The sequence below is a fragment of the Sphaerisporangium viridialbum genome, from assembly GCF_049674955.1.
Lineage (GTDB): Bacteria > Actinomycetota > Actinomycetes > Streptosporangiales > Streptosporangiaceae > Sphaerisporangium > Sphaerisporangium viridialbum.
Genome location: NZ_CP187232.1, coordinates 3,605,763 through 3,628,587, shown reverse-complemented (window position 1 = coordinate 3,628,587; position 22,825 = coordinate 3,605,763). Strand labels below are relative to the sequence as shown.

The following is a 22,825-nucleotide window of genomic DNA, read 5'->3' as shown; positions in this document are numbered from 1 at the left end:
GGAGCGACAATGACCGACACCGTCTCCACCGAGGCATCGACCGCGGACGACCAGCGTCACGAGGAGTACGCGGAGTCCTCGCAGGCGTTGCCGGACCACGTGCCCGACTCCTTCCCCGCGCCCGCGCACGCCGAGGACGAGTCCGAGCCCGGCTTCGAGGAGTCACCCGGCGCCACCGGCCACGGCGAGGGGAGCGGCGCCGGGCTGGTGGCCGACGAGCCCGACACCACGACCGGCGTCAGGGGGCGCATCAAGGTCGCCGACGAGGTCGTGGAGAAGGTCGCCGCCCTCGCCGCGCTGGAGGTCACCGGGGTCGCGGACCTCGGCGGAGATCTCGAAAGGGCGCTGGAGTCGGTGCGCGACCGCATCGGCATCGGCGCCAAGCGCCCCAACCAGGGGGTCCGCGCCCGGATCGACAACCGCCAGGTCGCCGTCGACGTCACCATCGTGATCGAGTACGGCCACATCGTCATGGAGGTCGCCGGGGACGTCAAGGTCAACGTGGCGCGCACGGTGAGCCACATGCTGGGGATGCGGGTCGTCGAGGTCAACGTGACCGTGGACGACGTGCGGCTCCCGGACGAGCTGCGGCCCGGCAGGTCCGACGGCGATCACCCCGAGGACTTCTGACCGGAGCGGCGGCCGAGCGCCCGGGCGATCACACCCGCGAGACGATCTCCGGACGCCTGACACCCGGGCGATCACACCGCGGGATGACGTCCGGACGCCTGACGCCCGGGCGATCGGACCCACGGGATACCGCCCGGGCGGTCACCCCCGGGCGGTCACTCCGCACGGTCGGACCCGCGCCGTCAGACCTGGACGCGGCGCTCGACGGCGTCCAGGATCTCGGCGATGGCCTCCTCGACCGGGACGCCGTTCTTCTGCTCACCGTCGCGGTAACGGAAGGAGACGGCGCCGTTGGCGACGTCGTCGTCCCCGGCGAGCAGCATGAACGGCACCTTGGACTTCTGCGCGTTGCGGATCTTCTTCTGCATGCGGTCGGCGGAGCCGTCGACCTCCACGCGGATGCCCCGCTCGCGCAGCCTCTTGGCCACGTCGCCGAGGTAGGACACGTGGGCGTCGGCGATCGGGATGCCGATGACCTGCACGGGCGCCAGCCACGGAGGGAACGCCCCGGCGTAGTGCTCCACGAGGACGCCGAAGAACCGCTCGATCGACCCGAACAGCGCGCGGTGGATCATGACGGGACGCTGCCGCGACCCGTCGGCCCCCTGGAACTCCAGCTCGAAGCGCTCCGGGAGGTTGAGGTCGACCTGGATGGTCGACATCTGCCAGGTGCGGCCGATGGCGTCCTTGGCCTGCACGGAGATCTTGGGGCCGTAGAAGGCCGCGCCGCCCTCGTCGAGGACGAGGTCGAGGTTCTCGGCCGAGGCCGCCACCCGCAGCGCCTCGGTGGCCTCCGCCCAGACCTCGTCGGTGCCGATGGACTTCTCGGGGTCGCGGGTGGACAGCTCCAGGTAGAAGTCGTCCAGGCCGTAGTCGCGCAGCAGCCCGAGGACGAAACGCAGCAGGCTCTTGAGCTCGTCCTGCATCTGGTCGCGGGTGCAGTAGATGTGGGCGTCGTCCTGCGTCATGCCGCGCACGCGGGTGAGGCCGTGCACGACGCCGGACTTCTCGTAGCGGTAGACCGTGCCGAACTCGAACAGGCGCAGCGGCAGCTCGCGGTAGGACCGCCCGCGCGACCTGAAGATCAGGTTGTGCATCGGGCAGTTCATGGGCTTGAGGTAGTAGCGCGCGCCCTCCAGCTCCATGGGCGGGAACATGCCGTCGGCGTACCAGTCGAGGTGGCCGGAGACCTGGTAGAGGTTCTCCTTGGTGATGTGCGGGGTGTTGACGAAGGAGTAGCCCGCCTCCTCGTGCCTGCGCCGGGAGTAGTCCTCCATGATGCGGCGCACGATGCCGCCCTTGGGGTGGAACACCGCGAGGCCCGAGCCCAGCTCGGTCGGGAAGGAGAACAGGTCGAGCTCGGCGCCGAGCTTCCTGTGGTCGCGCTTCTCGGCCTCCGCCAGGAGCTGGAGATACTCGTCCTGCTTCTCGCGGGACTCCCACGCGGTGCCGTAGATGCGCTGGAGCTGGGGGTTCTTCTCGCTGCCCCGCCAGTAGGCGCCGCCCGAGCGCATCAGCTTGAACGCCGGGATGAACCGGGTGGAGGGCAGGTGCGGGCCCCGGCAGAGGTCCTTCCAGCACAGCGCGCCTGACTTGGGGTCGAGGTTGTCGTAGATGGTGAGCTGGTCGCCGCCCACCTCGACGCTCTCGTCGTCGGCGGTGCCGCCCTTGAGGCCGATGAGCTCCAGCTTGTACGGCTCGGCGGCCAGCTCCTCGCGGGCGGCCTCGTCGGACACCGCCCGCCGGGAGAAGGCCTGGCCCTGCTTGACGATCTCGCGCATGCGCTTCTCGACGCGCTTGAGGTCCTCGGGGGTGAACGGGTGCTCGACGTCGAAGTCGTAGTAGAAGCCGTTCTCCACGGGCGGGCCGATGCCGAGCCGGGCGCCGGGGAAGATCTCCTGGACGGCCTGCGCCATCACGTGGGCGGTGGAGTGGCGGAGGATGGCCCGCCCTTCGTCGCTGTCGACCGCGATCGGCTCGACGGTGTCGCCGTCGGCGACCTCGGTGGCGAGGTCGCGCGGCTCACCGTTGATCTTCGCGGCGACGACGGCGCGCCCGTCGGCCGAAAGAGCCTCGCCGGCCGTCGTGCCGCCCGGCACCACACGCTCGGCTCCGGCGAGGGTGATGCGTATTTCGAGGGCGGCAGACACGATTACTCCAAGAAAAGTCGTGGACGTGGTTTCGCTTTTATCGTGCCCGATGCTACCGGGAACCGCCCCCGTTTATCGCCGTCGCCTACGCCTTGCTCTCGCGCTGGTGGGGCTGGAAGCCGAGCGCGGTGAGCTGGGCGCGGGTGCCCCGGAAGACGTTCCTGTCGATCGGGCCGTGGGCGTACTGGTGGATGGTCCACCTGTCCCAGGGGGGCGGCACCACGGGGTGCCCCTTCGGATGGCTCGGGGCGGCGATCCACAGTGGGTAGTCGTCCAGTCCCTGACAGTAGCCCTTCCTGGCGAACGACAGGAAGGTGTAGATCAGCGGCCTGACGCCGGTGAGCCGGGTCATCACGTGGCACCAGCGCCGGGCGAACGCGGCGACCTCCTGGGGCGGCAGGTGGCCGGAGTGCTCCAGATCGAGCGCGATCAGGTCGCCGCGCCGCAGGCCGCCCGCATCGTCGACCACGTTGAGGAAGTGGCGCACCTGGTCGTCGGGGTCGCCCTTCGGGTGCCCGAAGTGGTAGGCCCCGCAGACCAGCCAGTTCTCCCGCATCCCCGTCCAGTTGCGCGTGAACCACTTGTCGGTGAACGCCGTTCCCTCGCTCGCCTTCGCGAAGCCGAAGTCGACGCCGTCGCCGGCGTACTCCGACCAGTCGACGGCGCCCTGCCAGTTGGACACATCTATGCCGTACAGCATGACGGTTCGCACACTCCCCGTGACTCGCCCCGGGGGATTTTAGTCAGCCCGCCGCCCGCGCGGCCGTCCGGACACGCCCGGCCCGGCCAGGTGGCGCCCCGGCCGTACGGATGAGGACCCGCGCGCCTTCACTAGGGTTGCGGCATGGAACCCGAGGGACTGAACAGGCTGCTGGACGAGGCCGGGGTGGACGCCGGGAGGTTCCGCGCGGCGCTCGCGCTGCTGTGCGATGGCGGCTGGTGGACCCTCGCGGACCTGGTCAGGCGCACGGCGACCTCCCGGCGCGGCATCGAGGCGCTCCTGCGCGAGGCGGGCGCGCAGCGGTCAGGGGAGCGGTTCCGGCTCACGGCCGAGCGGGCGCGCGCCTACCGCGAGCTGCTCGGCGAGGGCCCCGACCTCCCGGCCGATCCCGTGGCCCACCTGCTCCCCCGCCATGCCGGCGTGGTCGAGCGCATGGAGAAGCTGATCGCGGGCGGCCCGCGGGGGCGGCAGGCGCTCGACCACGTGGCGGCGACGCCCGAGACGGTCGTGCGCAGGGCTCTGCTGCTGGGCGCCAGGTTCTGGCTGCCCGGCTCGCGGCTGCTCTGCGTCGGCGACCACGACCTGACCTCGCTGGCGGTCGCGATGATCCACCCTGGCGTGCAGGTCACCGTGGTCGACCTGGACGAGCGCATCCTGGCCTACATCGGCGAGCAGGCCGAGAGCCTCGGCCTCGACGTGCGCACCCGCTGGGCCGACCTGCGCCTCGGCCTGCCCCCGTCGGCCCGCGACCAGGCCGACCTCGCGATCACCGACCCGCCCTACACCCCCGAGGGGGTCGGGCTGTTCGTGGCCAGGGCCGTGGAGGGGCTGCGCGACCCTGAGCGCGGCCGCGTCCTGCTGGCGTACGGGGCGAGCGAGCGCACCCCCATGCTGGCGCTGAAGGTGCAGGGCTCGCTGCACGATCTCAACCTCGCCCTGGAGGCGATGTACCCCGATTTCAACCGCTACTCCGGCGCGGAGGCCATCGGCTCGGCCGCCGACCTCTATGTCCTGCGCCCCACCACCAAGACCCGCCCGGCCGTCGCCGCCAGGGTCGAGCGTTTCGGCACCGCGATCTACACCCAGGGGCCGCAGTCGGTCGAGTCGCGATCGGCGGGCCCGCCGCCCGGGCCGGGCCCTGAGCCCGCTTCCGGCCCTGACGCCGGACCGGCCTTCGCGCCGGAGGTCCTGGTGGGTGACTGGCCGAAGGAGGCGTCCCCCCGGGTGCCGAGGGCGAGGCTGTCCACGTGGCTGGCCAAGCCGTACGCCGCCTCCCCCTCGCGGGTGGCGATCGCCGTGCCGGCCGGCCTTGAGGCGGCGCTCCCCCGCCTGCTGCTCGCGACCCGGGCCCGCCATGTGCGGGCCCATCTCGCCGAGCCCCTGACCGGCCTCGCGGAGCTGTCCGCACCGCTCGCCCCGCTGTACGAGATCACCGCCGCCGGCACGGTGGTCGACGCCGTACGGGTGCCGCCTCCGTCCGGCGAGACCGGCCGCCTGCTGCGGGGCATCCTGGACAACGCCCACGGCAAGCTCGCCAACACCTGGCGGGAGGGCCTGATCAGGGCGCACGGGCATCTCACCAAGAAGCAGGCGCGCGCGGTTGTCTCCGAGGCGGCCCCCTGGGCCGACGACGTCACGCTGATCGAGCTTCCCTGGCACCGCCTGCGCGGCCTGCCCGAGGCGGTGGCCGCCTCGCTGCGCCTGGCCGCCGCCACCGGGCCGGGAGCCGGGCCCCCGGCCGGGTGAGAGATGGTTGAGGGAGGAAGACCGGCAGGAGGTGCCGTCATGCAGGCCAAGCAGTGGACCGTGGAGGTCTACATCACCGAGGACGACAACGACGATCGCACGATCGCCAGGGCCGTCCTGCTCACCCGAGGTGGCAGAAGGCACGAGAGCGTCGGGTACGCCCGCCGCAACCCCGCCGACCGGCCCGTACCCGAGATCGGGGACGAGCTGGCGGCCGGGCGCGCGCTCGCCGACCTGGCCGACAAGCTGACCGGGGACGCCGCCGAGGACGTCGCCCAGCTCTCCGGGCACGCGCGGCGCGGCTGACGCCTCCGGCGCGGGCCGCGAGGGCGAATGTCCCCGGCTTTCGGGACCTACGACCCCTGCACCCGGGGACCCGCCCAGGCATCAGATGGAGGTGAAGCACCAGACGAGCCAGGGAGGTCGACATGGCCATGCCAACCCGCCGGGAGTCGAGGGGCCTCGTACCCGATCTGCTGGACTGGCTGGAGGCGCCCTTCACCGGTGCCCGCCCGTACAGCGGGACCCAGATGGTCCGTTTCGAGGACACCGTCAAGGATGGCCACTACGTGGTCCGCGCCGAGGTACCCGGCATCGACCCGGAGAACGACGTGGAGGTCATCGTCTCCAACGGAATGCTGACCATCCACGGCGAGCGCAAGGAAGAGCGGTCGGAGCCGCACCGCACCGAGTTCAGGTACGGCGAGTTCAGCCGCTCGATCCCGCTGCCGCCGAACGCCCAGGAGAAGGACGTCAAGGCCGTCTACCACGACGGGATCCTCGAAGTGGACATCCCGCTCGCGGAGGAGAAGCAGGAGACCCAGCGCGTGCCGATCGAGAAGCAGCGCTAGGGCCGGCCACCGGACCGGGCTCGCCCGGGAAGCGGGCCCGGACGAGGCGGTGCGGCGGGCGCGGGCCGGGTCGCGCCCCGGGTGGGGTAGGCCGCGGGTGACGACACGTGGTGGAAGGGACCTTGGTCCCTTCCGGCCGGACCGGCGGGCGGTTAGCGTCCGACTATGATTCGCGTCTTCCTCCTCGACGACCACGAGGTGGTGCGGCGGGGCGTGGCCGCGCTCCTGTCGTCCGAGGACGACATAGAGATCGTCGGCGAGGCGGGCACGGCCCAGCAGGCCGTGGCCCGCATCCCCGCCCTCCGGCCCGACGTCGCCGTGCTGGACGTGCGGCTGCCCGACGGGAACGGCGTGGAGGTCTGCCGCGAGGTCCGTTCGAGGACGCCGGGGCTGTCGTGCCTCATGCTGACCTCGTTCGCCGACGACGACGCCCTGTTCGAGGCGGTCATGGCGGGGGCCGCGGGCTATGTGCTCAAGCAGATCCACGGGTCCGACCTGGTCGGGGCCGTGCGCACTGTGGCGGGGGGCGAGTCGCTGCTCGACCCCAAGACCACCGCGTCGATGCTGCGGCGCCTGCGCGACCAGGCGAGCAGGCACGACCCGCTGGCCGCGCTCACGAGCCAGGAGCGGCACATCCTTGAGCTGATCGGCGAGGGCATGACCAACCGGCAGATCGGCGAGCGCCTGTTCCTCGCCGAGAAGACGGTCAAGAACTACGTGTCGAACCTTCTCGCCAAGCTGGACATGCAGCGCCGCACGCAGGCGGCGGCGCTCGCCGCGCAGCTCAAGGCCGGGCGGCGGGACTGAAGGGCATGGCCTCTAGCCGAGCGGGACGCGCCAGACGGCGCGGGTGCCGCCCTCCTCGGCGCGCTCCACCGCGAAGGTGCCGCCGAACTGCGCCGCGCGGTCGGCGAGGTTGCGCAGGCCGCTGCGGCGCCCGCCGGGAGCGGGCCCGACGCCGTCGTCCTCGACCAGGAGCGTGAGCCAGCCGCCGGCGGCCTCCACGCCGACGTCGGCCTTGGAGGCGCGGGCGTGCCGCACGACGTTGGACAAGGTCTCGCGCAGGACGGCCAGCAGCTGCTCGGCGAGCTCGGGCGGCACCTGGTTGTCGACGGGCCCCTCCATGCGCAGGCCCGGCATGAAGCCGAGGTGCCCTCGCGCGCCCTCGACCATCTCGACGATCTGCCCGCGGAGGCTGGGCGCCGCCGCGTCGGGAGGGGTCTGGAGGGCGAAGATCGTCGAACGGATCTGCCTGATCGTGCCGTCCAGCTCGTCGACGGCGTGCTTGAGCCGGGAGGACGCCTCGGGCTTGTCGACCAGGCGTACCGCGCCCATCAGCGTCATGGCGACCGCGAAGAGCCGCTGGATGACCACGTCGTGCAGGTCCTTGGCGATGCGGTCGCGGTCCTCCAGGAGGCCGAGCCGCTCGGCGTCCTCGCGCGCCTCGGCCAGCTCCAGGGCGATGGACGCCTGCCCGGCGAAGGAGTGCAGCATGCGCACGTGGGACTGGCTGAACGGGATGCGGCCCGAGCGCTTGCCCAGTGACAGCACCCCGCGCACGGCCCCGGCCGCTCCGAGTGGCACCGCCACGGCGGGCCCGACCTCCAGCTCGTCGGAGATCACCGCGGGGATCTCCGTCTCGGCGAGGTCGGTGACCACGACGGGCTCGCCGAGGGTGAACGCCCGTCCGGACAGCGAGTCGCCGACCACGACCTCCACCGCCGTGACCTCGTCGGCGGCCACCCCGTCGGCGATCATCACGCGGAGCTTCTCGCCTCCCGCCGAGGGAAGGAGCACGACCGCGACGTCGGCGCCGGACATCTCGCGCGCCCGCCTGGCCATCAGCGTCAGCACCTCGTGGGAGTCGGCGCCGGACAGCAGGCTGGTGGTCACCTCGGAGGACGCCTGGAGCCATGCCTCGCGCCGCCGGGTCTCCTCGTACATCCTGGCGTTCTCGATGGCGACGCCGGCCGCCGTGGCCAGGGCGATGACGATGGCCTCGTCCTCCTCCTCGAAGTCGCCGCCGCCGCGCTTCTCGGTGAGGTAGAGGTTGCCGAAGACCTCCTCGCGCACCCGGATCGGCACGCCGAGGAACGCGCCCATCGGCGGATGGCCGGGCGGGAAGCCGTACGACTCGGGATGCTCGGCGATGTGGTGCAGCCGCAGCGGGCGCGGTTCCTTGATCAGCAGGCCGAGGAGCCCGAGCCCGTGGGGCCAGTGCTCGATGCGGGCGATCTCCTCCTCGGACAGCCCGACGGGGACGAACTGCACCAGGGTGTTGCCCTCGCCGATCAGTCCGACGGCGCCGTAGGTGGCGTCCACGAGCGTGGTGGCGGTCTCCACGATGCGGCGCAGGACCGTCTCCAGGTCGAGGTCGCTGCCCACAGAGACGACCGCGTCGAGCAGGGCGTGGACCCGGTCGCGTGTCGCCAGCACGGTTTCCAGCCTGACCTGCAGTTCCGACAGCAGCTCGTCGAGCCGCATGTGCGGCATCAGCGAGCGCGGTTGGACGTCCGCCATACAGGAAGTCTCCCACACGGCGCCCCACCCGAATCCGTACGAACGGCCAGGTCAGGACATTTACGCAAAGATCGGGCACCACTTGACCAGCGCCCTGCCACCCCAGCACCCGCCGATGCCCTTGCGCGCCCGCCGGCCGCCGGCCGTGGGGCTCGGCGCGGGGCGGCGTCAGGACTCAGCGCGGAGTGGCGGCGGCCGGGGGCCCGGGGTGCGGGCGGCGCGGCCGTACGATCGCGACCGGGCAGCGCGCGTGGTGCAGGACGCCGTGGGCCACCGAGCCCGTGAAGCCGCGGCCGAACGCGCCGCGCGCCCCGGAGCCGACCACGACCAGGTCGGCCTCCCGCGAGGCGTCCGACAGCGCGGGAACCGCGTGCCCCCGGACGGCCGAGCCGACCATCCGCACGTCGGGATAGCGCTCCTGCCAGGGGTCCAGGCGGCGCCGGACCTCACGCGACTCCTCCTCCACCGCCGTACGCACCCCGCCCGCGTAGGCGGTCGCGTCCGGCGCGAACGGCGGCGCCGACCAGGCGTACAGGACCTGCACCCGCGCTCCCCGCAGCCTGGCCTGCCGCAGGGCGTACTCCATGGCGGCCTGGGACGCCTCCGACCCGTCGAAGCCGACGACGATCTCGCCGTTCCGGGTGGGGGCGGAGCGGCGCACCACCACCACCGGGCCCTCCGCGTGCCCGGCGACCGACCTGCCGACCGATCCGAGCACCAGGCCCGTGAGGCCGCCGAGCCCCTTGCTGCCGAGGATCAGCTCGTCGGCGTACTCCGACTCCGTGGTGAGCCTCTCGGACACCGCCCCGGTGACCAGCGCGGAGCTCACCTCGACGCCCGGCGTGTGGTCGTGCACCCACTCGACGGCCGACCGCAGCGCGCCCGTCCAGTAGGCGGGAAGCGAGCTCTGCGAGCGGGGCGCCGCCTTGAACGGGAAGTCGTACGACCACGGCTCCCAGACGTGCACGATCCTCAGCCGCGCTCCACTGCGCATCGCGTCGTCGGCGGCCCACTCCACCGCGGCCGCCGCCGACGGGGAACCGTCGATCCCGACGACGATCTGTCCGGCCATCGCCCGCTCCTCCCCACGACCCCGACACCGGCCCGCCGGGACGGGCCTCGCGTCCTGCTTCCACCTTCACACGACGCCGGGAGGCACCGGTCCGGGGGGTCCTGTGCGGCGGGCACGGCGAGAGGGCGCTCAGAGGTACAGGGGCGGCACGGTGGCGAGGTCGTCGGTCTCGTAGCACATGTGGTCGTCCACCTCGATGACGCCGTCGATCGCCTGCACCGCCTCGACCGCCTGCGCGATCTGCGAGCGCCGCGCGACCGTCCCCCGCAGCGACACCAGGCCGTGGTCGACCATGACCGAGAGCGTGTCGGGGTCGACGGAGGCGCGCCAGAGGGCGTCGTCGACGTCGGCGCGAACGTCCGAGGGCGGGCGTACGAAGATCTTGAGCAGGTCGGACTGGTGGACGGTACCGACGATCTTGCCGTTGGCGTCGATCACGGGCAGCTGCCTGATCCGGTGGTCGTGCATGATCCGGGCCGCCTCCCTGACCGGCGTCCGCTCGGTCACGGTGATCGCGGGGGTCGTCATGACCTGGGCGGCCGTGCTCCCCGCGGCCTTGGCGCGCTCCCTGCGCTGCCGGTGACCCTCGAACACCCCTCCCCCGCGCGGCGTGTCGATCTCCCTGAGCAGCAGGTCGTGCGCGGACACCACTCCCACCGGCCGCCGGTCGGGGTCGATCACCGCGACGGCGCCGACCTTGAAGCGGCGCATCGTCTCGACGAGGTCCGCGAACGACGTGTTCAGCTCGACCGCGATGGCCACCCTGCCCATGACGTCCCCGACATTCATGATCATGGCTGCCTCCCTGACTTCCCGCCCTGGTTCGAGCATCCCGCTCGTCCCCTCGGCCCCGTCAGCGCCGAAGGTCCCGGGCGGCGGGGACCTTGGACTCAGCCGAACTCGGCCGTCGCCGCCTGTTCCGGGTGCCCGCACGCCGACGCCCCCGCCGCGAGGTGATCGCGGCGAGGGCGTGAAGGAGGCGGGGCGGGAGAGGGCTAGGCCCACGGGCGGAAGACCGCGCGCACGCACCCGTCCTTCTTGGTCTTGAACATGTCGTATCCCCTCGGGCCGTCGTCGAGCGTCATCGTGTGCGTCGCGAGGTGGGCCGGCCTCAGCTCGCCCTTGGACATCAGGTCCAGGAGCTTCGGGATGTAGTGCTGCCCGTGCTGCTGCGCCCCCCGGAACGTCAGCCCCTTGTTCATCAGGGCGCCGAGCGGGAACTTGTCGACCATCCCGGCGAAGACGCCGAGGACGAACACCGAGCCACCCGTGCGGCAGGCGTGGATGGCCTCCCGCACGGCGATGGGACGGTCCTGTTCGAGCCGGAGCCGCTGCCTGGCCTTGTCGTAGACCTTCTGCGGGCCCGCGCTGTCCGCCTCCATGCCGACCGCCTCGATACAGACGTCCGGACCTCTGCCGCCGGTGCGCTCACGCAGTTCGGCGATGACGTCCGTGCGGGTGTAGTCGATGGTCTCGGCCCCTATGTGGCGCTCGGTCATCGTGAGGCGTTCGGGGTAGCGGTCGATCGCGATGACCCGGTCGGCCCCGAGGAGGATCGCCGCCCGCGCCGCCATCTGGCCCACGCCGCCGCACCCCCAGACCGCGACCACGTCACCCGGGCGCACCCCGCCGAGATCGGCGCCCATCCAGCCGGTGGGCGCCGCGTCCGAGGCGAACAGGGCGTTGAGGTCGTCCACTCCGTCGGGCACGGAGAACGCGCCGTAGTCGATGAAGGGGACGCGCGCGTACTCGGCGTGGCTGCCCTTGAAGCCGCCCATGGCGTGGGAGTAGCCGAAGATGCCGGCCGTCGACCCGCCCCACATCATGTCCGTGATGCCCGGCTTGGGGTTGCTGTTCTCGCACAGGGACCACATGTCGTGCTCGCAGTGCCAGCACCGCCCGCAGCCGATGACCGAGCACACCACCACCCGGTCGCCCACCCTGTGCCTGCGGACCTCGGAGCCGACCTCGACGACCTCGCCGAGGAACTCGTGGCCGATGACGTCCCCGGCGCGCATGGCCGGGATGTAGCCGCCGAGAAGGTGCAGGTCGGAGCCGCAGGTGGTGGTCAGCCGTACCTTGACGATCGCGTCCTGGGCGTTGAGGATCCGAGGGTCGGGCACGCGCTCCACCGACAGATCGTTGATGCCCTGCCAGGTGAGTGCCTTCACAGCCGTCCCTCCCCGCCCGCGCGCTGCGCGGCGAGATCCGCAAGCCTTCCAGTGGGGGTGGGCCGCGTCGTCGGCGGCTCGTCGGGCCGCAGCACCTCCCCGGTCTCGATCAGGCACTTGGACTCCCGCAGAGCCCTCCGTACCGCCTGGCGCGGGTCCTCCCCGGCGAGGCGCGCCATGACCTCGTCGACGCCCGTGGGCGCCGGCGTGACCGGCCGCGCTCCGAGCTCGGTGCCGCGGTCGCCGGGAGCCTCCCTGACCTGCACCTCGATCGTCTCGCCCAGCCGCGCCAGCGGTTCGGGCAGGCGCCCGTCCGGCACCACCTCCTCGGGCCGGCGGTTGATGGTGACCATCAGCCACCGGCTCGCCTCCCGCCGTGCCCTGGCCTTGGTCTGGCGCGACGTGAGCCAGCGCATCACGCCCAGGCCGGCGCCCCCGAGCATCATCGCGCCCAAAACAGCACGTTTCATGCCCCTATCCCCCTTGATGGACAACTGCTGGGATGGCTACCCATCCCCGCCCACGCCTCCCTCCAATGGGGGGCACTTGAGAAGGAGTTGACGCGCGCCTGACCCCGGTGCCGGCGGTCCGGCTCACCAGTACATGATCGCCGTCTGTCCCGACCCCCTCGCCGAGTACAGCCGCACGCGCGCGACGTAGCGGCGGCCCTTGACCAGGTGCGCGGTGACGGAGGAGTTGTGCGGCCGCCCGGAGTCGTCGTCGGCCGCCACGTAGCGCGGCTCCCCGTCGATCTCCTCGAACAGTCCGAGCACGGTGTCGCTCTGGCCGAACATCGCCACCGTGTAGTCCCGGGTGCCCTCCGGCACGATCAGGTAGTCGGCCTGCTCACCGGAGGACAGGCCGAGCGGGACGGAGGTGAACGGGGACAGCAGCGACGGCCCCGCCGGTTTCATCGGCGGGTACCACTGGCGGGCGAACTCCGCGTCCAGCACCGAGATCATGCCCGGCGGGAACACCCCGTGCCGGTACTGCTCGGGTTCGAGGATGAGCCCGGGCCCGAAGGTGTACTCCATGATCGACGACGCGTCCCAGACCGAGCCGGTCACCTCCGACTGGTCCAGCTTGCGGATCACGTTGTTGAAGGTCTTCTCCCGCGACCAGCCGTTCGGAGGGGCGCCGAAGTCCCGGTAGACCGCCTCCTCGTCCCAGACGATGCCGGCGAACGGGCTCTGGTGCTCGTGCGGCATGCCGATGACGTGGCCGATCTCGTGCAGCGCCGTGGTGTGCCCGTAGGGGGTGGTGAGCGGCCAGCCGTAGTTGACCGTGCGGGCGTCGGTGGCGATGCTCAGCGCGTCGCGCCCGAGGTAGGCCCAGGATCCGTCGCCCCGCATGAAGCCGATGCGCACCTCGGCCTCCGCCCGGTCGTCCACCTCGGCGAACTCCAGCCCGATGCCGAGGTCCTTCCAGGCCAGGAAGCTCTCGCGGACGACGTCCTGCTGGTCCTTGCCGCCCACCCAGGACACGAAGCCGGACGTGCCGTCCGCGGCCGTCACGGTGGATCCGTCGGTCTCGCGGTCGAAGAAGTAGTAGTGCAGCACCGTGCCGTTCAGCCACTTCAGCCGGCCCAGGATGAGGGCTTCGAGCCGGGTGCCGGCGAGCCCGGCGGCGTGAACGGGGGTGGATTGCGGGGGCAGAGAGCAGTATTCGCGGCGCTCGCTGTATGTGGTCATGGGACGCCTCCTGTCCGGTGTCCCCACCAGGCTCAGGACAAGGGCCTCACCCGCGCATGAGTCACCCCCTACCTAAGTCGGGATTCGGCGGCTCAGGCGGCGCCGATGGCCGTGAACGACCAGCCGGTCGCCTGGTGCAGCGGGTCGCGCGGCAGCGCGCGCCTGGCGTCGCGAAGGGCCTCGGCCATGCCCATGCCGGCGCGCAGCCCCTCGTGCAGGGAGACCATCAGCGGCACCGCCGCCTGGTCGCTGACCGGCACCAGGCCGGCCACGATGCCGGCGGTGCCGAGCGGCAGCAGCGCCGCCGCCAGCCCGAGCAGCTCGTCGGCGCCCACCGGCTCCATCACCCCGGAGTCGCAGCTCGGCAGGACGATGCGGTACGGGGCCCGGTGCAGCCGCTCGACGTCGTGGACGGTGAGCTCGCCGTCGTCCATGCGGAGCGAGGAGAACATGGGGCTGTCCGCGCGGAAGGTGCCGTGCGCGGCGATGTGCGCGAGCAGGCTGCCGTCGATGGCCTTCAGGACCGCGGGGGCGGTGGCGGTGCCGCCCTCCAGCACGGTGGCCTCGCCGTACCGGCTCGCCAGGGACGGCACCTCGGCGCCGAAGGTCGCAAGGCCGGGGCCGCGCACGAGCACGATGTCCGCGCCGAGCGGCGGCGGCACGTCATCGGCGCGCAGCCACGCGCCCGCGGACGGCGAGACGCCGAGCACCCGGTCGCGCAGGGCGGGCAGCGCCGCCCAGGGCACCCCGTGCAGCCGTCCCGGGGGCACCATCACCACCGGGCCGTTCCCGAGATGGGCGAGGGCCGGGCCGAGCAGCATCTCCTGCAGGCGGCGAGCGCCCGACTCGAGGAGGCCGAGCCGCTCCGCAGCCCGCTCATCCGCCCGCCGGCCGGCCGGCCCCCCGCCGTCCCGCCGCGCCGTCCTCTCGTACGCGAGCCTGCGAAGCGCGGCGCGGACGTGGTCGATCTCGATGGCGGCGTCGGCGGTGCGGCCGGCCTGGAACCGGCGCACCCTCCCCCTGCCGCACAGCAGCACATGGACGTCACCGCCGACGTCCACGATCTCGACGAGCAGCCGGTCGCCCAGGCGGTCGAGGAGGGCCCCGGCGTCGAAGGGGCGGCCGTTGATCGTGCCCTCGCTGCGCGCCCGGAGTGTGCGCGCGCGGATGGCCTTCTCCAGCCGCCGCTGCTCGCGCTCCAGGGCGGGGGCGGGCGTGCCCTGGGACCGTGCGGACTCAAGGCGGCTGGTGATCTCGCGGAAGGCGCTCACCTCGCGGAGCAGCTCCTGGTCGTCCGGCGGCCGGGTCGGCGGCACCGCCAGCGCGGTGGCCCGCCAGCGCTCGCTCCAGACCAGCAGGCCCCGGGCGTTGCCCGGCCGCAGGCTCACGCGCTGGGCGAGCGCCGCGAGCTCGGCTCCCTGCGCCGTCGCGCGTGCGCGCAGCTCCGAGGCGCCGAGCGCCAGCCGGTGCTCGTCGAGCACGTCGAGCCCCCGGCGGCAGGCGTGGAGCACGCCCCTCCTGCCCCGGCCCGCGGCCATCGCGCGCAGCGCCTCGGCCAGCCACCCGTCGGCCCGCGCGAGCGCGGGGCCCCGGTGACGGCCGAGCGCGGCGGCGGCCAGATGGCGGTCGGCGTCCTGCGGCCAGCCGAGCGCGAGCGCCACCCGTCCCGCGAGCAGGGAGGCCTGCACCGTGTCGGGGGATCCCAGCTCGGACAGTCGGGTGGCCACGGCGGCGATGTCCCGTACGAGCCGGCCGGAGATCCTGCCGGTGGCGACGCGCGACCGGAACAGCACCAGGCGCGCGTGGGCCTCCCCCCACTCGCGCCGCTGGCCGGCGAACAGCCGCAGCGCGGCCCAGGCGCGCGCGACGGCGGTGTCGGGGTCGCCCGCCGCCATGGCGGCCCGGGCGGCGATCAGAAGCAGCTCGGCCTTCATGGTGCTCTGCCCGCGCGTGCGCTCCAGCAAGGCCGTCGCGCCGTCGGCCTCCTGGAGCGCCTCGTCGGCGAGCCCGGCGGCGAGCAGCACGTCGCACCGGTCGATGTTCAGGCCGAACGCCGGCGTGCCGAGGGCCTCGAAGCGCCTGGCCGCCTCGTCGAAATAGCGCAGGGCGGTGGGCAGGTCGCCGGAGCGGAACGCCGCCCCGCCGCGGTTCCACACCGCCACGCTGCGGTCGTGGTCCTGGTGGGTGCGGTCCCACAGCCGCTCGGCGGCGACGAAGTCCCTGTCGGCCTGCTCGGTGGACCCGAAGGCCAGGTGGACGAGCCCGCGCAGCGTGAGCGCCCGGGCGGTCCAGATGGTGTCATCGGCGTCGCGCAGCACGGGGACGGCCCGGCGGAGGTCGTCGAGCGCCTCGCGGTGCCGCCCGAGTATCCACAGGACGCGGCCCCTGCGGAACAGCACGCGGGCCGCCGTGAGGCCGTCCCCGCGCGCCACGCCCGCGTCGAGCACGCGCAGGCCCTCGGCCGTACGGCCCGTGTAGACCACCGCGACGCCGAGGGCGGCGAGCGCGTCGGCCTCACGGTCGGCGTCGCCGCTGCGGCGGGCCAGCGAGCGCGCGCGCCTCAGGTGGCCGACCGCGAGGGTGAGATCGCCGAAGTCGCGCTCCCAGATGCCGATGACCTGGTGGGCGACGGAGGCGTCGTGCGGCGCCGGGCCGGAGGAGAGCAGGTCGCGGGCCCCGGCGAGGGCCTCGGCCGGGCGCGCGAAGACCATCGGCAGCAGGTCGAGAGGATCCGCCGCCCTTCCAGGCTTCCGCGAGCTTCCCTCACCCACGGATCGATGTTAGACGTGGGGTTTCGGGGCGTCCACAAAGTTCGGGTGTATCAGCCGGGCGTCGTCCGGCTCTTACTCCGCGGCGAAGGCTGGATGACAACCCTGCGAAAAGGAGCCGTGATGGCGCTCGACCGGTTCATGGAACAGCTCGGCCAGATCTCCAGGGCGATGGGGCTCCCCCTGGTGGCGGGCCCCGAGGAGGACCCGAGGTTCCTCTACGAACGCGACCACATCCTCGTACCGGTGGGAGAGCTCCCCGAGGTCGTCCCGGTGGTCAACGCCCGCAGGCGGTTCTCGGTGACCCCGCCGCACGAGCGGGAGGCCAGGGCCGGGCTCCTGCGGATCCGGGTGACCGACCCGGACGACCCCGACTCGCGCGACGGAGGGGTCACCAGGGCGCTGGACGCGATCAAGCTCGCGGAGACGCGGAGTGGCGGGCGGAGGATGGGGAGCCGCAACCACATCATCGCCATCACCACCGGAGGGGTGAACTCCTGCCCGTCGGACGAGCCCGCGTTCACCGAACGCGACTGGCACCCTGGGCTCACCCCGCCGTCCTCAGACCCGGTGCCACCCGTCTCGATCGTCGTCATCGACACGGGCCTGCTGATCGACCACGACCTCCTCTACCCGTGGATGCGGGAGGTCGTGCCGACGCCGGGCGAGCCGCTCAAGGGTGGGGGCCTGCCCGCGGGGGTCCGCCCGTCCGACCCCGTGGCCGACCCCGATCCGGTGGTGAAGGAGTACGTCGGACACGGCACGTTCATCGCCGGGATCATCGCGGCCATCGCGCCGAGGGCCGCCGTCCGGGTCTCCGGCAAGCTGATCCACGCCGGGGCCATCGACGAGCAGAGATTCGGCCACGAGGTGCTGGACGCCGTCGGCGCCCAGTGGGCCGGCCTGACCGAGTTGGACGGCAGGACCAGGTGGCCGGACATCATCAGCCTGTCGGCGGGCACGTCCAACGAGGACGGGCGGCCCCTTCTCGGGCTGGAGAGGTTCATGGCCCAGCTGGCCGACCATCCCGAGACGCTCCTGGTCGCGGCGGCCGGCAACAACGGGAGCGACCACCCCTTCTGGCCCGCCGCCTACACGGCGCTCCCCGAGTACCGCGAGGCGGTGCTGTCGGTCGGTGCGCTGCGCCCGGACGGCAGGTACGGCGCCTGCTTCACCGACCACGGCGAATGGGTGCAGGTGTACGCCCCCGGGGAACGGCTGGTCGGAGCGTTCCTCGGCACCCCTGAGCACCCGAGGAAGTACCGGTACCAGCACTCCACCTACGACCACTGCCGCTGGCGGCAGACCTCCGTCCACGACTTCGACTACGACTGCACCTGCGGGTTCCCCGCGCGCACCGGAGAGCTCAGCGCCTCCCTGGCCGAGGCCGCCACGCAGGACTTCACCGGCAGGGCCGAGTGGAGCGGCACGTCGTTCTCCACGCCGGCCGTCGCCGCCATGATCGCGAACTGCATGATGGAGAACCCCGGGCTCGGCTCCCGGGAGGCCGCGGTCAAGCTCCTCTCGGGTTCGGCGGCGAGGACGGCCGAGGTCCGCGGCCGTATGGTCCCCGCCCTGTGGCCGCCGCTGTGGAGCCCCAGGGAGGTGGCGCTCAACCCGCCTCGGCCCTGACCCGGCCTCCCGGCCGGCCGAGAGGCGCATCATGCCCACCGAGGGCCGTGCGCATCGTACGATGATGATCCCCGCCCCAAGGGACGTCGCCGTGGACCGTGATTCGATCGGCAGCCTCTTCCTGTCCGCGGCGGACGGCGATGCCGCCGCGTGGAAGGCGCTCGTCGAAGGGCTCGCGCCCCTGGTGTGGTCGGTCGTGCGCGCCCACGGGCTGTCGGACGCCGACGGCCACGAGGTGTTCCAGACGACGTGGCTCCGGCTCGCCCAGCACCTCGAACGCATCCGCGAGCCCGAGAAGGTCGGGTCATGGCTGGCGAGCACGGCCCGGCACGAGTGCCTGAAGGTCATCCAGGCCTCGCGCCGCGTCTCCCCCGTCGGCGATCCCGGGGTCTTCGACCGCGCCGCCGACCAGTGGACCCCCGAGGAGGCGCTGATCCACTCGGAGGAGGCCGACGCCAGGGCCGATCAGGTCAGGCAGCTCTGGCAGTCCTTCGAGCAGCTCAGCGAGGCGTGCCGGCGGCTGCTCCGCGTGCTGATGGCCTCCCCGCGCCCGCACTACCACGAGGTCTCCGCCGCGCTGGGCATCCCGGTCGGCGGCATCGGCCCGACCCGGCAGCGCTGCCTGCGGCGGCTGAGGACGCTGATGGAGCGAGGTTCCGGATGAACGGCTTCGACGACGGCGGGGACGAGGCCGACATGGGCCTGGAGGAGGCGCTGCGCCACGCGGCGGCGCTCTTCGACCCGGTGCCCTCCGATCTCGTCCAGACGGCCGTGGAGGCCTACACGCTGCGCACGATGGACGCCGAGCTCGCCGCGCTGGCCTTCGACTCGCTCGCCGAGCCCGCGCCCGTGCGCGGGGGCGGGGGCGGGGGCGACGAGCCCCGGCTGGTGACCTTCCACGCCCTCGGGGTCACCATCGACGTGGAGGTGACCGTCATGGGGGCGATCGGCCGCGTCCTCGGCCAGGTGATCCCCGCCCAGCCGGCCGAGATCGAGGTGCGCGGCCGGCGGCCCGGCACCGTGACCGCCGACGGCATGGGCAGGTTCGTCTGCGACCGGGTGCCCTCGGGGCCTTTCAGCCTTCGCTGCCGCCTGGCGTCGGTCGTGGTCGTCACGGAGTGGATCACCATCTGATCCGGTGGCCCCTCGGCGAGGGGCCACCGGGCCGGACGTGCCCGGTGACGGACCGCCGGGGCCGGACGCGCGCCCGGTGACGGTACCGCCGGCGGCCGTGCCCCTTGGCCACCATGGCGGACGCTTCTCCTATCCCTTATAGGAGTAAGAAAGTCACGACATACCGCCATACTCCGCTCACACAAGGTCACAAATGGCTGACCGGATTCGGACCGGCATCGGAGTGCACCGGCAAAACACTCGCCCCGGCATTGCCTTATCGTGTTCGCATGTAACAGCCGGGATTGGGCAGGTGACGGCCCCGGCGAATGACCGGTCGCGGCCGGCGGGCTCCACCGGGGTCCATGATTGTCCTCACCCTGCGAAATCCCCGGACAATCCGCGCCCCGCGCGGCCTTTAGATTGCGGAGACCGCCGGGCGGGGAGCGTCCTTCGGCCCGAAGCCGCCGGCGGCCGAACCCGGCGGAGCTCGGCGAGTTCGCAGCGGAGGGGCAGAGATAATGGCGTAGGCACGCCGGCCCGTCAAGTGGCGGCTACCGGCGACATTATTTTTCGGATTGGCGCGGGCGCCGACTCCCGGCATACCCGGCGCCCGGGGCACGGGAAGCTCTTGAGAAGCGGAGATCGGCCGCGGCTCGCAGGGGTTATGCGAGGAAAGGCGCGCGCGGCGGGGACGCGGCGCCGGGCCGTGGTTTTCCCGGGAACTTCACGGGCACGGCCGCCGTCGCGGCTAACACACTGGGGCCGGTAAGGAATAGTGCCCATCCGGACAAATTCGCTGAAGTCAGCACTACCTCCCCCGGATGAAGCCCACGGCACGGTCGCGCCCGGGAGGCGAGACCCCGCAGGCCAGGCGCGTGGGCCTGCGGACGGGAGGAACCGCTCTCGGGCCGCCCGAGTCACTCCGGCGGCCATTGGCCCGGTGCGAGCACGGCCGCCACAAAGACGGTCCGCTAGAGAGATCCAGGCGGAGGATCACGTGCTCGTCGGGCGACTAATCCGGGCGCGACGGGTTAATCATTCACTGTGCCGCTTCGTACTGGGCCACGATGTGCGAGGCGATCCGGCCACGCTCGCTGACGTTCAGCCCGTGCGCCTTGGCCCAAGCCCGGATCTCCGAGCTTTTGTCGCGAGAGGGCCGCTGGGCGGCGCCCCGCTTGCGACCCTTGGCGGGGGCACCCTCGGCGCGACGGGCGCTGGAGACGAAAGGCGAAAGAGCCTCGCGCAGATTGCTGGCGTTTTTGTCGTTCAGATCGATCTCGTAGCTGGTGCCGTCAATCGCGAAGACCACGGTCTCTTTTGCTTCGCCGCCATCCAGGTCGTCGATGAGAAGCGTCTGGATCTGTGTCGCCATCTCCCACTCCTTTCACAGAGCATAGTTTGACACCTCAAGAATATACCCGGTTTCCGTCGCTTCCCACGCGGAGAACAGCGCGATGGATTGGCGGCCTCATGACGTAACTCCGCCGATTCCGGCGAACCTCCCGTTTATCGGAGCACGGAGCCGCCCGCCGCCGAACCGGCGATCACGCATCCGGCCCGAAACTGGTGCCGGCATCACATCATCGCAGGGCCGAACATAGTGCCGACTACAGGTATTCAGGGGCAGGACGGCGTTCTCGCCTCAGAAGGCTGCGGCCGAATAGTGGATGAGTCACCTACAGCCCGGCAAGGCGCAGGGGCACGAAGGCCTACAGTGGCGTCCATGGGCATGGTCAAGACCGTCGGGCTGGTGCTGCATCCCCAGCGCGATTCGAAGCAGGCGATCGACACGATCGTCGAGTGGGCGCGCGACAGGGCCGTCACGGTGCTCGGCCTGCCTGAGGAGGTCGGCCGCATCGACTGCAGCGCCGTGCCGGTCGACCCGGCCACCCTGGTGGACCGCGCCGACCTGCTGGTCAGCCTCGGCGGCGACGGCACGATGCTGCGCACCATGCGGCTGGTCTGCGGCCGGTCCACCCCCGTCCTCGGCGTGAACCTCGGCAAGCTCGGCTTCCTCGCCGAGATCGACGTCGAAGAGCTGCCCCCTGCGCTGTCGGCCATCGACAGTCACGCGTTCACCGTCGAGCCCCGCCTCGCGGTGCGGGCCACCCTGCCGGGCGGCCCGACGGTCGTCGCGTTCAACGACATCGCCCTGGCCCGCATACCGGGCGACCGGCTCTCCGCGGTCGCGATCTCGGTGGAGGGCCATCCCTTCGTCCGGTACGCGGCCGACGCCGTCATCGTCTCGACCGCCACGGGGTCGACCGCCTACAACTTCTCCGCGGGCGGCCCCCTGGTCTCCCCGCTGGTCGAGGGGTTCCTGGTCGTCCCCGCGGCGGCGCACTCGTCGTTCAACAGGGCCCTTGTCCTGTCGGCCGACGAGGAGGTGACGCTGGAGCTGCTCCCCACCAGCGGCCGGCTGGCCGTCGAGGTGGACGGCTCGGTGGCCGGGCGCCTGTCGCCCGGCGACCAAATCACGGTGACGGCGATGCGCTCGGCCGGTCACGTCGTGCGGCTCGGCACCACCACCTTCTACGAGCGCGCCCGGCGCAAGCTCCGGGTCAGCGGCAGCGCCGAGGTCGACTGAGCCCCTCTACCGGGCCATCCTCTGTGAGAAACCTCACACGCGCGCCAGCGCCCGGCGCAGGGCCGCCACCCGGCCCGCGGCGGCCCTGCGGCTGAGCCCGGCCTCCGGGACGAACGCGTCGAAGCCGTGGAAGGCGCCCGGGTACATGTGGAACTCCGTGGACACGCCCGCCCGGACCAGCCGCATGGCGTAGTCGGCGCACTCGTCGCGGAAGACCTCCAGCTCGCCGACCTCGATGTAGGCGGGCGGGAGCCCTGACAGGTCGGCGGCCCTCGCGGGCGCGGCGTACGGCGACACGCCCTCGGTGCCGATCGCGTCGCCCAGCAGGGCCGTCCACCCGAACACGTTCGCGTCGCGGTTCCACGCCACCGCCTCGGTGAACTCGCGGCCGGAGGGGGTGGTGCCCCGGTCGTCGAGCATCGGAGAGCTCAGGAGCTGGAACGCGACCGGCGGGCCTCCCCTGTCGCGGGCCATGAGAACGGTGCCCGCCGCCAGCCCGCCTCCCGCGCTCGACCCGCCCACGGCGACGCGCTCGGGGTCGACGCCGAGCTCCTCGGCGTTCTTGACCGCCCACACCAGACCGGCGTAGCAGTCCTCGACGGGCGCCGGATGCGGATGCTCGGGGGCCAGCCGGTACTCGACCGACACCACCGCGCAGCCCACGTCCTGGACGAAGCGCGCCATCCTCGCGTCGTCCATCTCCACCAGGCCGAGGACCATTCCCCCGCCGTGCATCCAGTACAGGCAGGGCAGCGGGCCGTGCCGCTCCTCGGGGCGGTAGACGCGCACCCTGATGTCCGGGTCCCCGTCCGGTCCTGGCACCATCCGGTCCTCCACGGAGAGCCCGGGCGCGGCGAAGGACGGCATGGTGGCGAACGCGGCGCCCATCTGGCGGCGCAGGCCCGGCAGGTCGGCCGGTGACATGCGGGCGAAGTCGACGGGCGGGAGGAAGGCGTGCTTGAGCCCCTCGGCGAGCTCGGGGTCGATATTGGGGTGAAGCGGCATGTGGTTCACCTCGTGGGACGTGTGACGGCAGGCATGGCGAAGCGGTACACCGAGCATGTGCCCCGGGCCATGTCGCGCCACAACCGCGACATGGCGCCGATGACCTGCTGTTTCCCGTTAGATCAGCATCAGCAGGCTCAACGGCCCCGCAGGCCCGGCAAAAGG

20 protein-coding genes are annotated in these 22,825 nt (G+C 72.4%); 9 read left to right on the top strand and 11 right to left on the bottom strand.

Features of this window, described 5'->3' with window-relative positions; genetic code table 11:
* Positions 1–9: 9 nt before the first annotated feature.
* Positions 10–630, top strand: a complete 621-nt coding sequence (locus ACOZ38_RS15955) for an Asp23/Gls24 family envelope stress response protein (protein ID WP_424531475.1) — start codon at positions 10–12, stop codon at positions 628–630.
* A 182-nt stretch (positions 631–812) separates the two neighbouring features.
* On the opposite strand, the gene thrS is transcribed toward ACOZ38_RS15955, so the two are convergent.
* Positions 813–2,780 carry a threonine--tRNA ligase gene (gene thrS / locus ACOZ38_RS15950; RefSeq protein WP_424531474.1) on the bottom strand — a complete coding sequence of 656 codons (1,968 nt, stop codon included), beginning with the start codon at positions 2,778–2,780 and terminating at the stop codon, positions 813–815.
* Positions 2,781–2,865: 85 nt separating this feature from the next.
* Positions 2,866–3,492, bottom strand: a complete 627-nt coding sequence (locus ACOZ38_RS15945; protein WP_424531472.1) for a glycoside hydrolase family 25 protein — start codon at positions 3,490–3,492, stop codon at positions 2,866–2,868.
* 132 nt (positions 3,493–3,624) lie between these two features.
* Here ACOZ38_RS15945 and ACOZ38_RS15940 point away from each other — a divergent pair, with 132 nt between their 5' ends.
* From ACOZ38_RS15940 to ACOZ38_RS15925, 4 genes are all read left to right on the top strand, one after another.
* Positions 3,625–5,247 carry a bis-aminopropyl spermidine synthase family protein gene (locus tag ACOZ38_RS15940; RefSeq protein WP_424531470.1) on the top strand — a complete coding sequence of 541 codons (1,623 nt, stop codon included), beginning with the start codon at positions 3,625–3,627 and terminating at the stop codon, positions 5,245–5,247.
* A 39-nt stretch (positions 5,248–5,286) separates the two neighbouring features.
* Positions 5,287–5,553, top strand: a complete 267-nt coding sequence (locus ACOZ38_RS15935) for a DUF1876 domain-containing protein (protein WP_405147582.1) — start codon at positions 5,287–5,289, stop codon at positions 5,551–5,553.
* A 122-nt stretch (positions 5,554–5,675) separates the two neighbouring features.
* Positions 5,676–6,098: an Hsp20/alpha crystallin family protein gene (locus tag ACOZ38_RS15930; protein WP_424531467.1), complete on the top strand. Its 423-nt coding sequence runs from the start codon at positions 5,676–5,678 to the stop codon at positions 6,096–6,098.
* Positions 6,099–6,263: 165 nt separating this feature from the next.
* Positions 6,264–6,905 (top strand): response regulator transcription factor, encoded by a 642-nt coding sequence (locus ACOZ38_RS15925; protein WP_405147579.1) that lies wholly within the window; start codon positions 6,264–6,266, stop codon positions 6,903–6,905.
* Positions 6,906–6,917: 12 nt separating this feature from the next.
* Here the strand turns inward: ACOZ38_RS15925 and ACOZ38_RS15920 are convergent, their stop codons facing one another.
* The 7 genes from ACOZ38_RS15920 to ACOZ38_RS15890 form a co-directional block, all read right to left on the bottom strand.
* Positions 6,918–8,618, bottom strand: a complete 1,701-nt coding sequence (locus ACOZ38_RS15920) for a GAF domain-containing protein (RefSeq protein ID WP_424531465.1) — start codon at positions 8,616–8,618, stop codon at positions 6,918–6,920.
* Between the two features lie 175 nt (positions 8,619–8,793).
* Complete coding sequence (locus ACOZ38_RS15915; RefSeq protein ID WP_424531463.1) at positions 8,794–9,690, bottom strand: universal stress protein; 897 nt, start codon at positions 9,688–9,690, stop codon at positions 8,794–8,796.
* Positions 9,691–9,819: 129 nt separating this feature from the next.
* Complete coding sequence (locus ACOZ38_RS15910; protein WP_424531461.1) at positions 9,820–10,485, bottom strand: CBS domain-containing protein; 666 nt, start codon at positions 10,483–10,485, stop codon at positions 9,820–9,822.
* A 200-nt stretch (positions 10,486–10,685) separates the two neighbouring features.
* The gene (locus tag ACOZ38_RS15905; RefSeq protein ID WP_424531459.1) at positions 10,686–11,861 is read right to left on the bottom strand and encodes a zinc-dependent alcohol dehydrogenase; all 1,176 of its coding nucleotides are present in this window, start codon (positions 11,859–11,861) and stop codon (positions 10,686–10,688) included.
* Entirely contained in the window at positions 11,858–12,331 is a 474-nt protein-coding gene (locus ACOZ38_RS15900) for a hypothetical protein (RefSeq protein WP_405147571.1), read from the bottom strand. Before ACOZ38_RS15900 ends, ACOZ38_RS15905 begins: the two co-directional genes overlap by 4 nt.
* 123 nt (positions 12,332–12,454) lie before the next feature.
* On the bottom strand, positions 12,455–13,552 hold the full coding sequence (locus ACOZ38_RS15895) for a hypothetical protein (protein ID WP_424531457.1): 1,098 nt from the start codon (positions 13,550–13,552) through the stop codon (positions 12,455–12,457).
* Between the two features lie 92 nt (positions 13,553–13,644).
* On the bottom strand, positions 13,645–16,323 hold the full coding sequence (locus ACOZ38_RS15890; RefSeq protein WP_424531455.1) for a CHAT domain-containing protein: 2,679 nt from the start codon (positions 16,321–16,323) through the stop codon (positions 13,645–13,647).
* A 120-nt stretch (positions 16,324–16,443) separates the two neighbouring features.
* Between ACOZ38_RS15890 and ACOZ38_RS15885 the strand changes: the two genes are divergently transcribed.
* The 3 genes from ACOZ38_RS15885 (at position 16,444) to ACOZ38_RS15875 (ending at position 19,086) form a co-directional block, all read left to right on the top strand.
* Entirely contained in the window at positions 16,444–17,952 is a 1,509-nt protein-coding gene (locus ACOZ38_RS15885; RefSeq protein WP_424531453.1) for a S8/S53 family peptidase, read from the top strand.
* Positions 17,953–18,043: 91 nt separating this feature from the next.
* On the top strand, positions 18,044–18,616 hold the full coding sequence (locus ACOZ38_RS15880) for an RNA polymerase sigma factor (RefSeq protein WP_405147565.1): 573 nt from the start codon (positions 18,044–18,046) through the stop codon (positions 18,614–18,616).
* Entirely contained in the window at positions 18,613–19,086 is a 474-nt protein-coding gene (locus tag ACOZ38_RS15875) for a hypothetical protein (RefSeq protein ID WP_424531451.1), read from the top strand. The genes ACOZ38_RS15880 and ACOZ38_RS15875 overlap by 4 nt, the downstream gene beginning before the upstream one ends.
* 1,021 nt (positions 19,087–20,107) lie before the next feature.
* On the opposite strand, the gene ACOZ38_RS15870 is transcribed toward ACOZ38_RS15875, so the two are convergent.
* Positions 20,108–20,440, bottom strand: a complete 333-nt coding sequence (locus ACOZ38_RS15870; RefSeq protein ID WP_405147562.1) for a histone-like nucleoid-structuring protein Lsr2 — start codon at positions 20,438–20,440, stop codon at positions 20,108–20,110.
* 351 nt (positions 20,441–20,791) lie between these two features.
* On the opposite strand from ACOZ38_RS15870, the gene ACOZ38_RS15865 reads away from it, so the two are divergent.
* Complete coding sequence (locus ACOZ38_RS15865; RefSeq protein ID WP_424531450.1) at positions 20,792–21,655, top strand: NAD(+)/NADH kinase; 864 nt, start codon at positions 20,792–20,794, stop codon at positions 21,653–21,655.
* Between the two features lie 33 nt (positions 21,656–21,688).
* Here the strand turns inward: ACOZ38_RS15865 and ACOZ38_RS15860 are convergent, their stop codons facing one another.
* On the bottom strand, positions 21,689–22,660 hold the full coding sequence (locus tag ACOZ38_RS15860) for an alpha/beta hydrolase (RefSeq protein ID WP_424531448.1): 972 nt from the start codon (positions 22,658–22,660) through the stop codon (positions 21,689–21,691).
* Positions 22,661–22,825 lie beyond the last annotated feature (165 nt).

Bases quoted from the DNA above. Each gene is read 5' to 3' on its own strand.
- ACOZ38_RS15955 (WP_424531475.1), top strand. From the start codon at position 10: ATGACCGACACCGTCTCCACCGAGGCATCGACCGCGGACGACCAGCGT.
- ACOZ38_RS15885 (WP_424531453.1), top strand. From the start codon at position 16,444: ATGGCGCTCGACCGGTTCATGGAACAGCTCGGCCAGATCTCCAGGGCG.
- ACOZ38_RS15875 (WP_424531451.1), top strand. From the start codon at position 18,613: ATGAACGGCTTCGACGACGGCGGGGACGAGGCCGACATGGGCCTGGAG.
- ACOZ38_RS15920 (WP_424531465.1), bottom strand. From the start codon at position 8,618: ATGGCGGACGTCCAACCGCGCTCGCTGATGCCGCACATGCGGCTCGAC.
- ACOZ38_RS15910 (WP_424531461.1), bottom strand. From the start codon at position 10,485: ATGATCATGAATGTCGGGGACGTCATGGGCAGGGTGGCCATCGCGGTC.
- ACOZ38_RS15935 (WP_405147582.1), top strand. From the start codon at position 5,287: ATGCAGGCCAAGCAGTGGACCGTGGAGGTCTACATCACCGAGGACGAC.
- ACOZ38_RS15930 (WP_424531467.1), top strand. From the start codon at position 5,676: ATGGCCATGCCAACCCGCCGGGAGTCGAGGGGCCTCGTACCCGATCTG.
- ACOZ38_RS15870 (WP_405147562.1), bottom strand. From the start codon at position 20,440: ATGGCGACACAGATCCAGACGCTTCTCATCGACGACCTGGATGGCGGC.
- ACOZ38_RS15915 (WP_424531463.1), bottom strand. From the start codon at position 9,690: ATGGCCGGACAGATCGTCGTCGGGATCGACGGTTCCCCGTCGGCGGCG.
- ACOZ38_RS15895 (WP_424531457.1), bottom strand. From the start codon at position 13,552: ATGACCACATACAGCGAGCGCCGCGAATACTGCTCTCTGCCCCCGCAA.
- ACOZ38_RS15940 (WP_424531470.1), top strand. From the start codon at position 3,625: ATGGAACCCGAGGGACTGAACAGGCTGCTGGACGAGGCCGGGGTGGAC.
- ACOZ38_RS15860 (WP_424531448.1), bottom strand. From the start codon at position 22,660: ATGCCGCTTCACCCCAATATCGACCCCGAGCTCGCCGAGGGGCTCAAG.
- ACOZ38_RS15865 (WP_424531450.1), top strand. From the start codon at position 20,792: ATGGGCATGGTCAAGACCGTCGGGCTGGTGCTGCATCCCCAGCGCGAT.
- ACOZ38_RS15925 (WP_405147579.1), top strand. From the start codon at position 6,264: ATGATTCGCGTCTTCCTCCTCGACGACCACGAGGTGGTGCGGCGGGGC.
- ACOZ38_RS15900 (WP_405147571.1), bottom strand. From the start codon at position 12,331: ATGAAACGTGCTGTTTTGGGCGCGATGATGCTCGGGGGCGCCGGCCTG.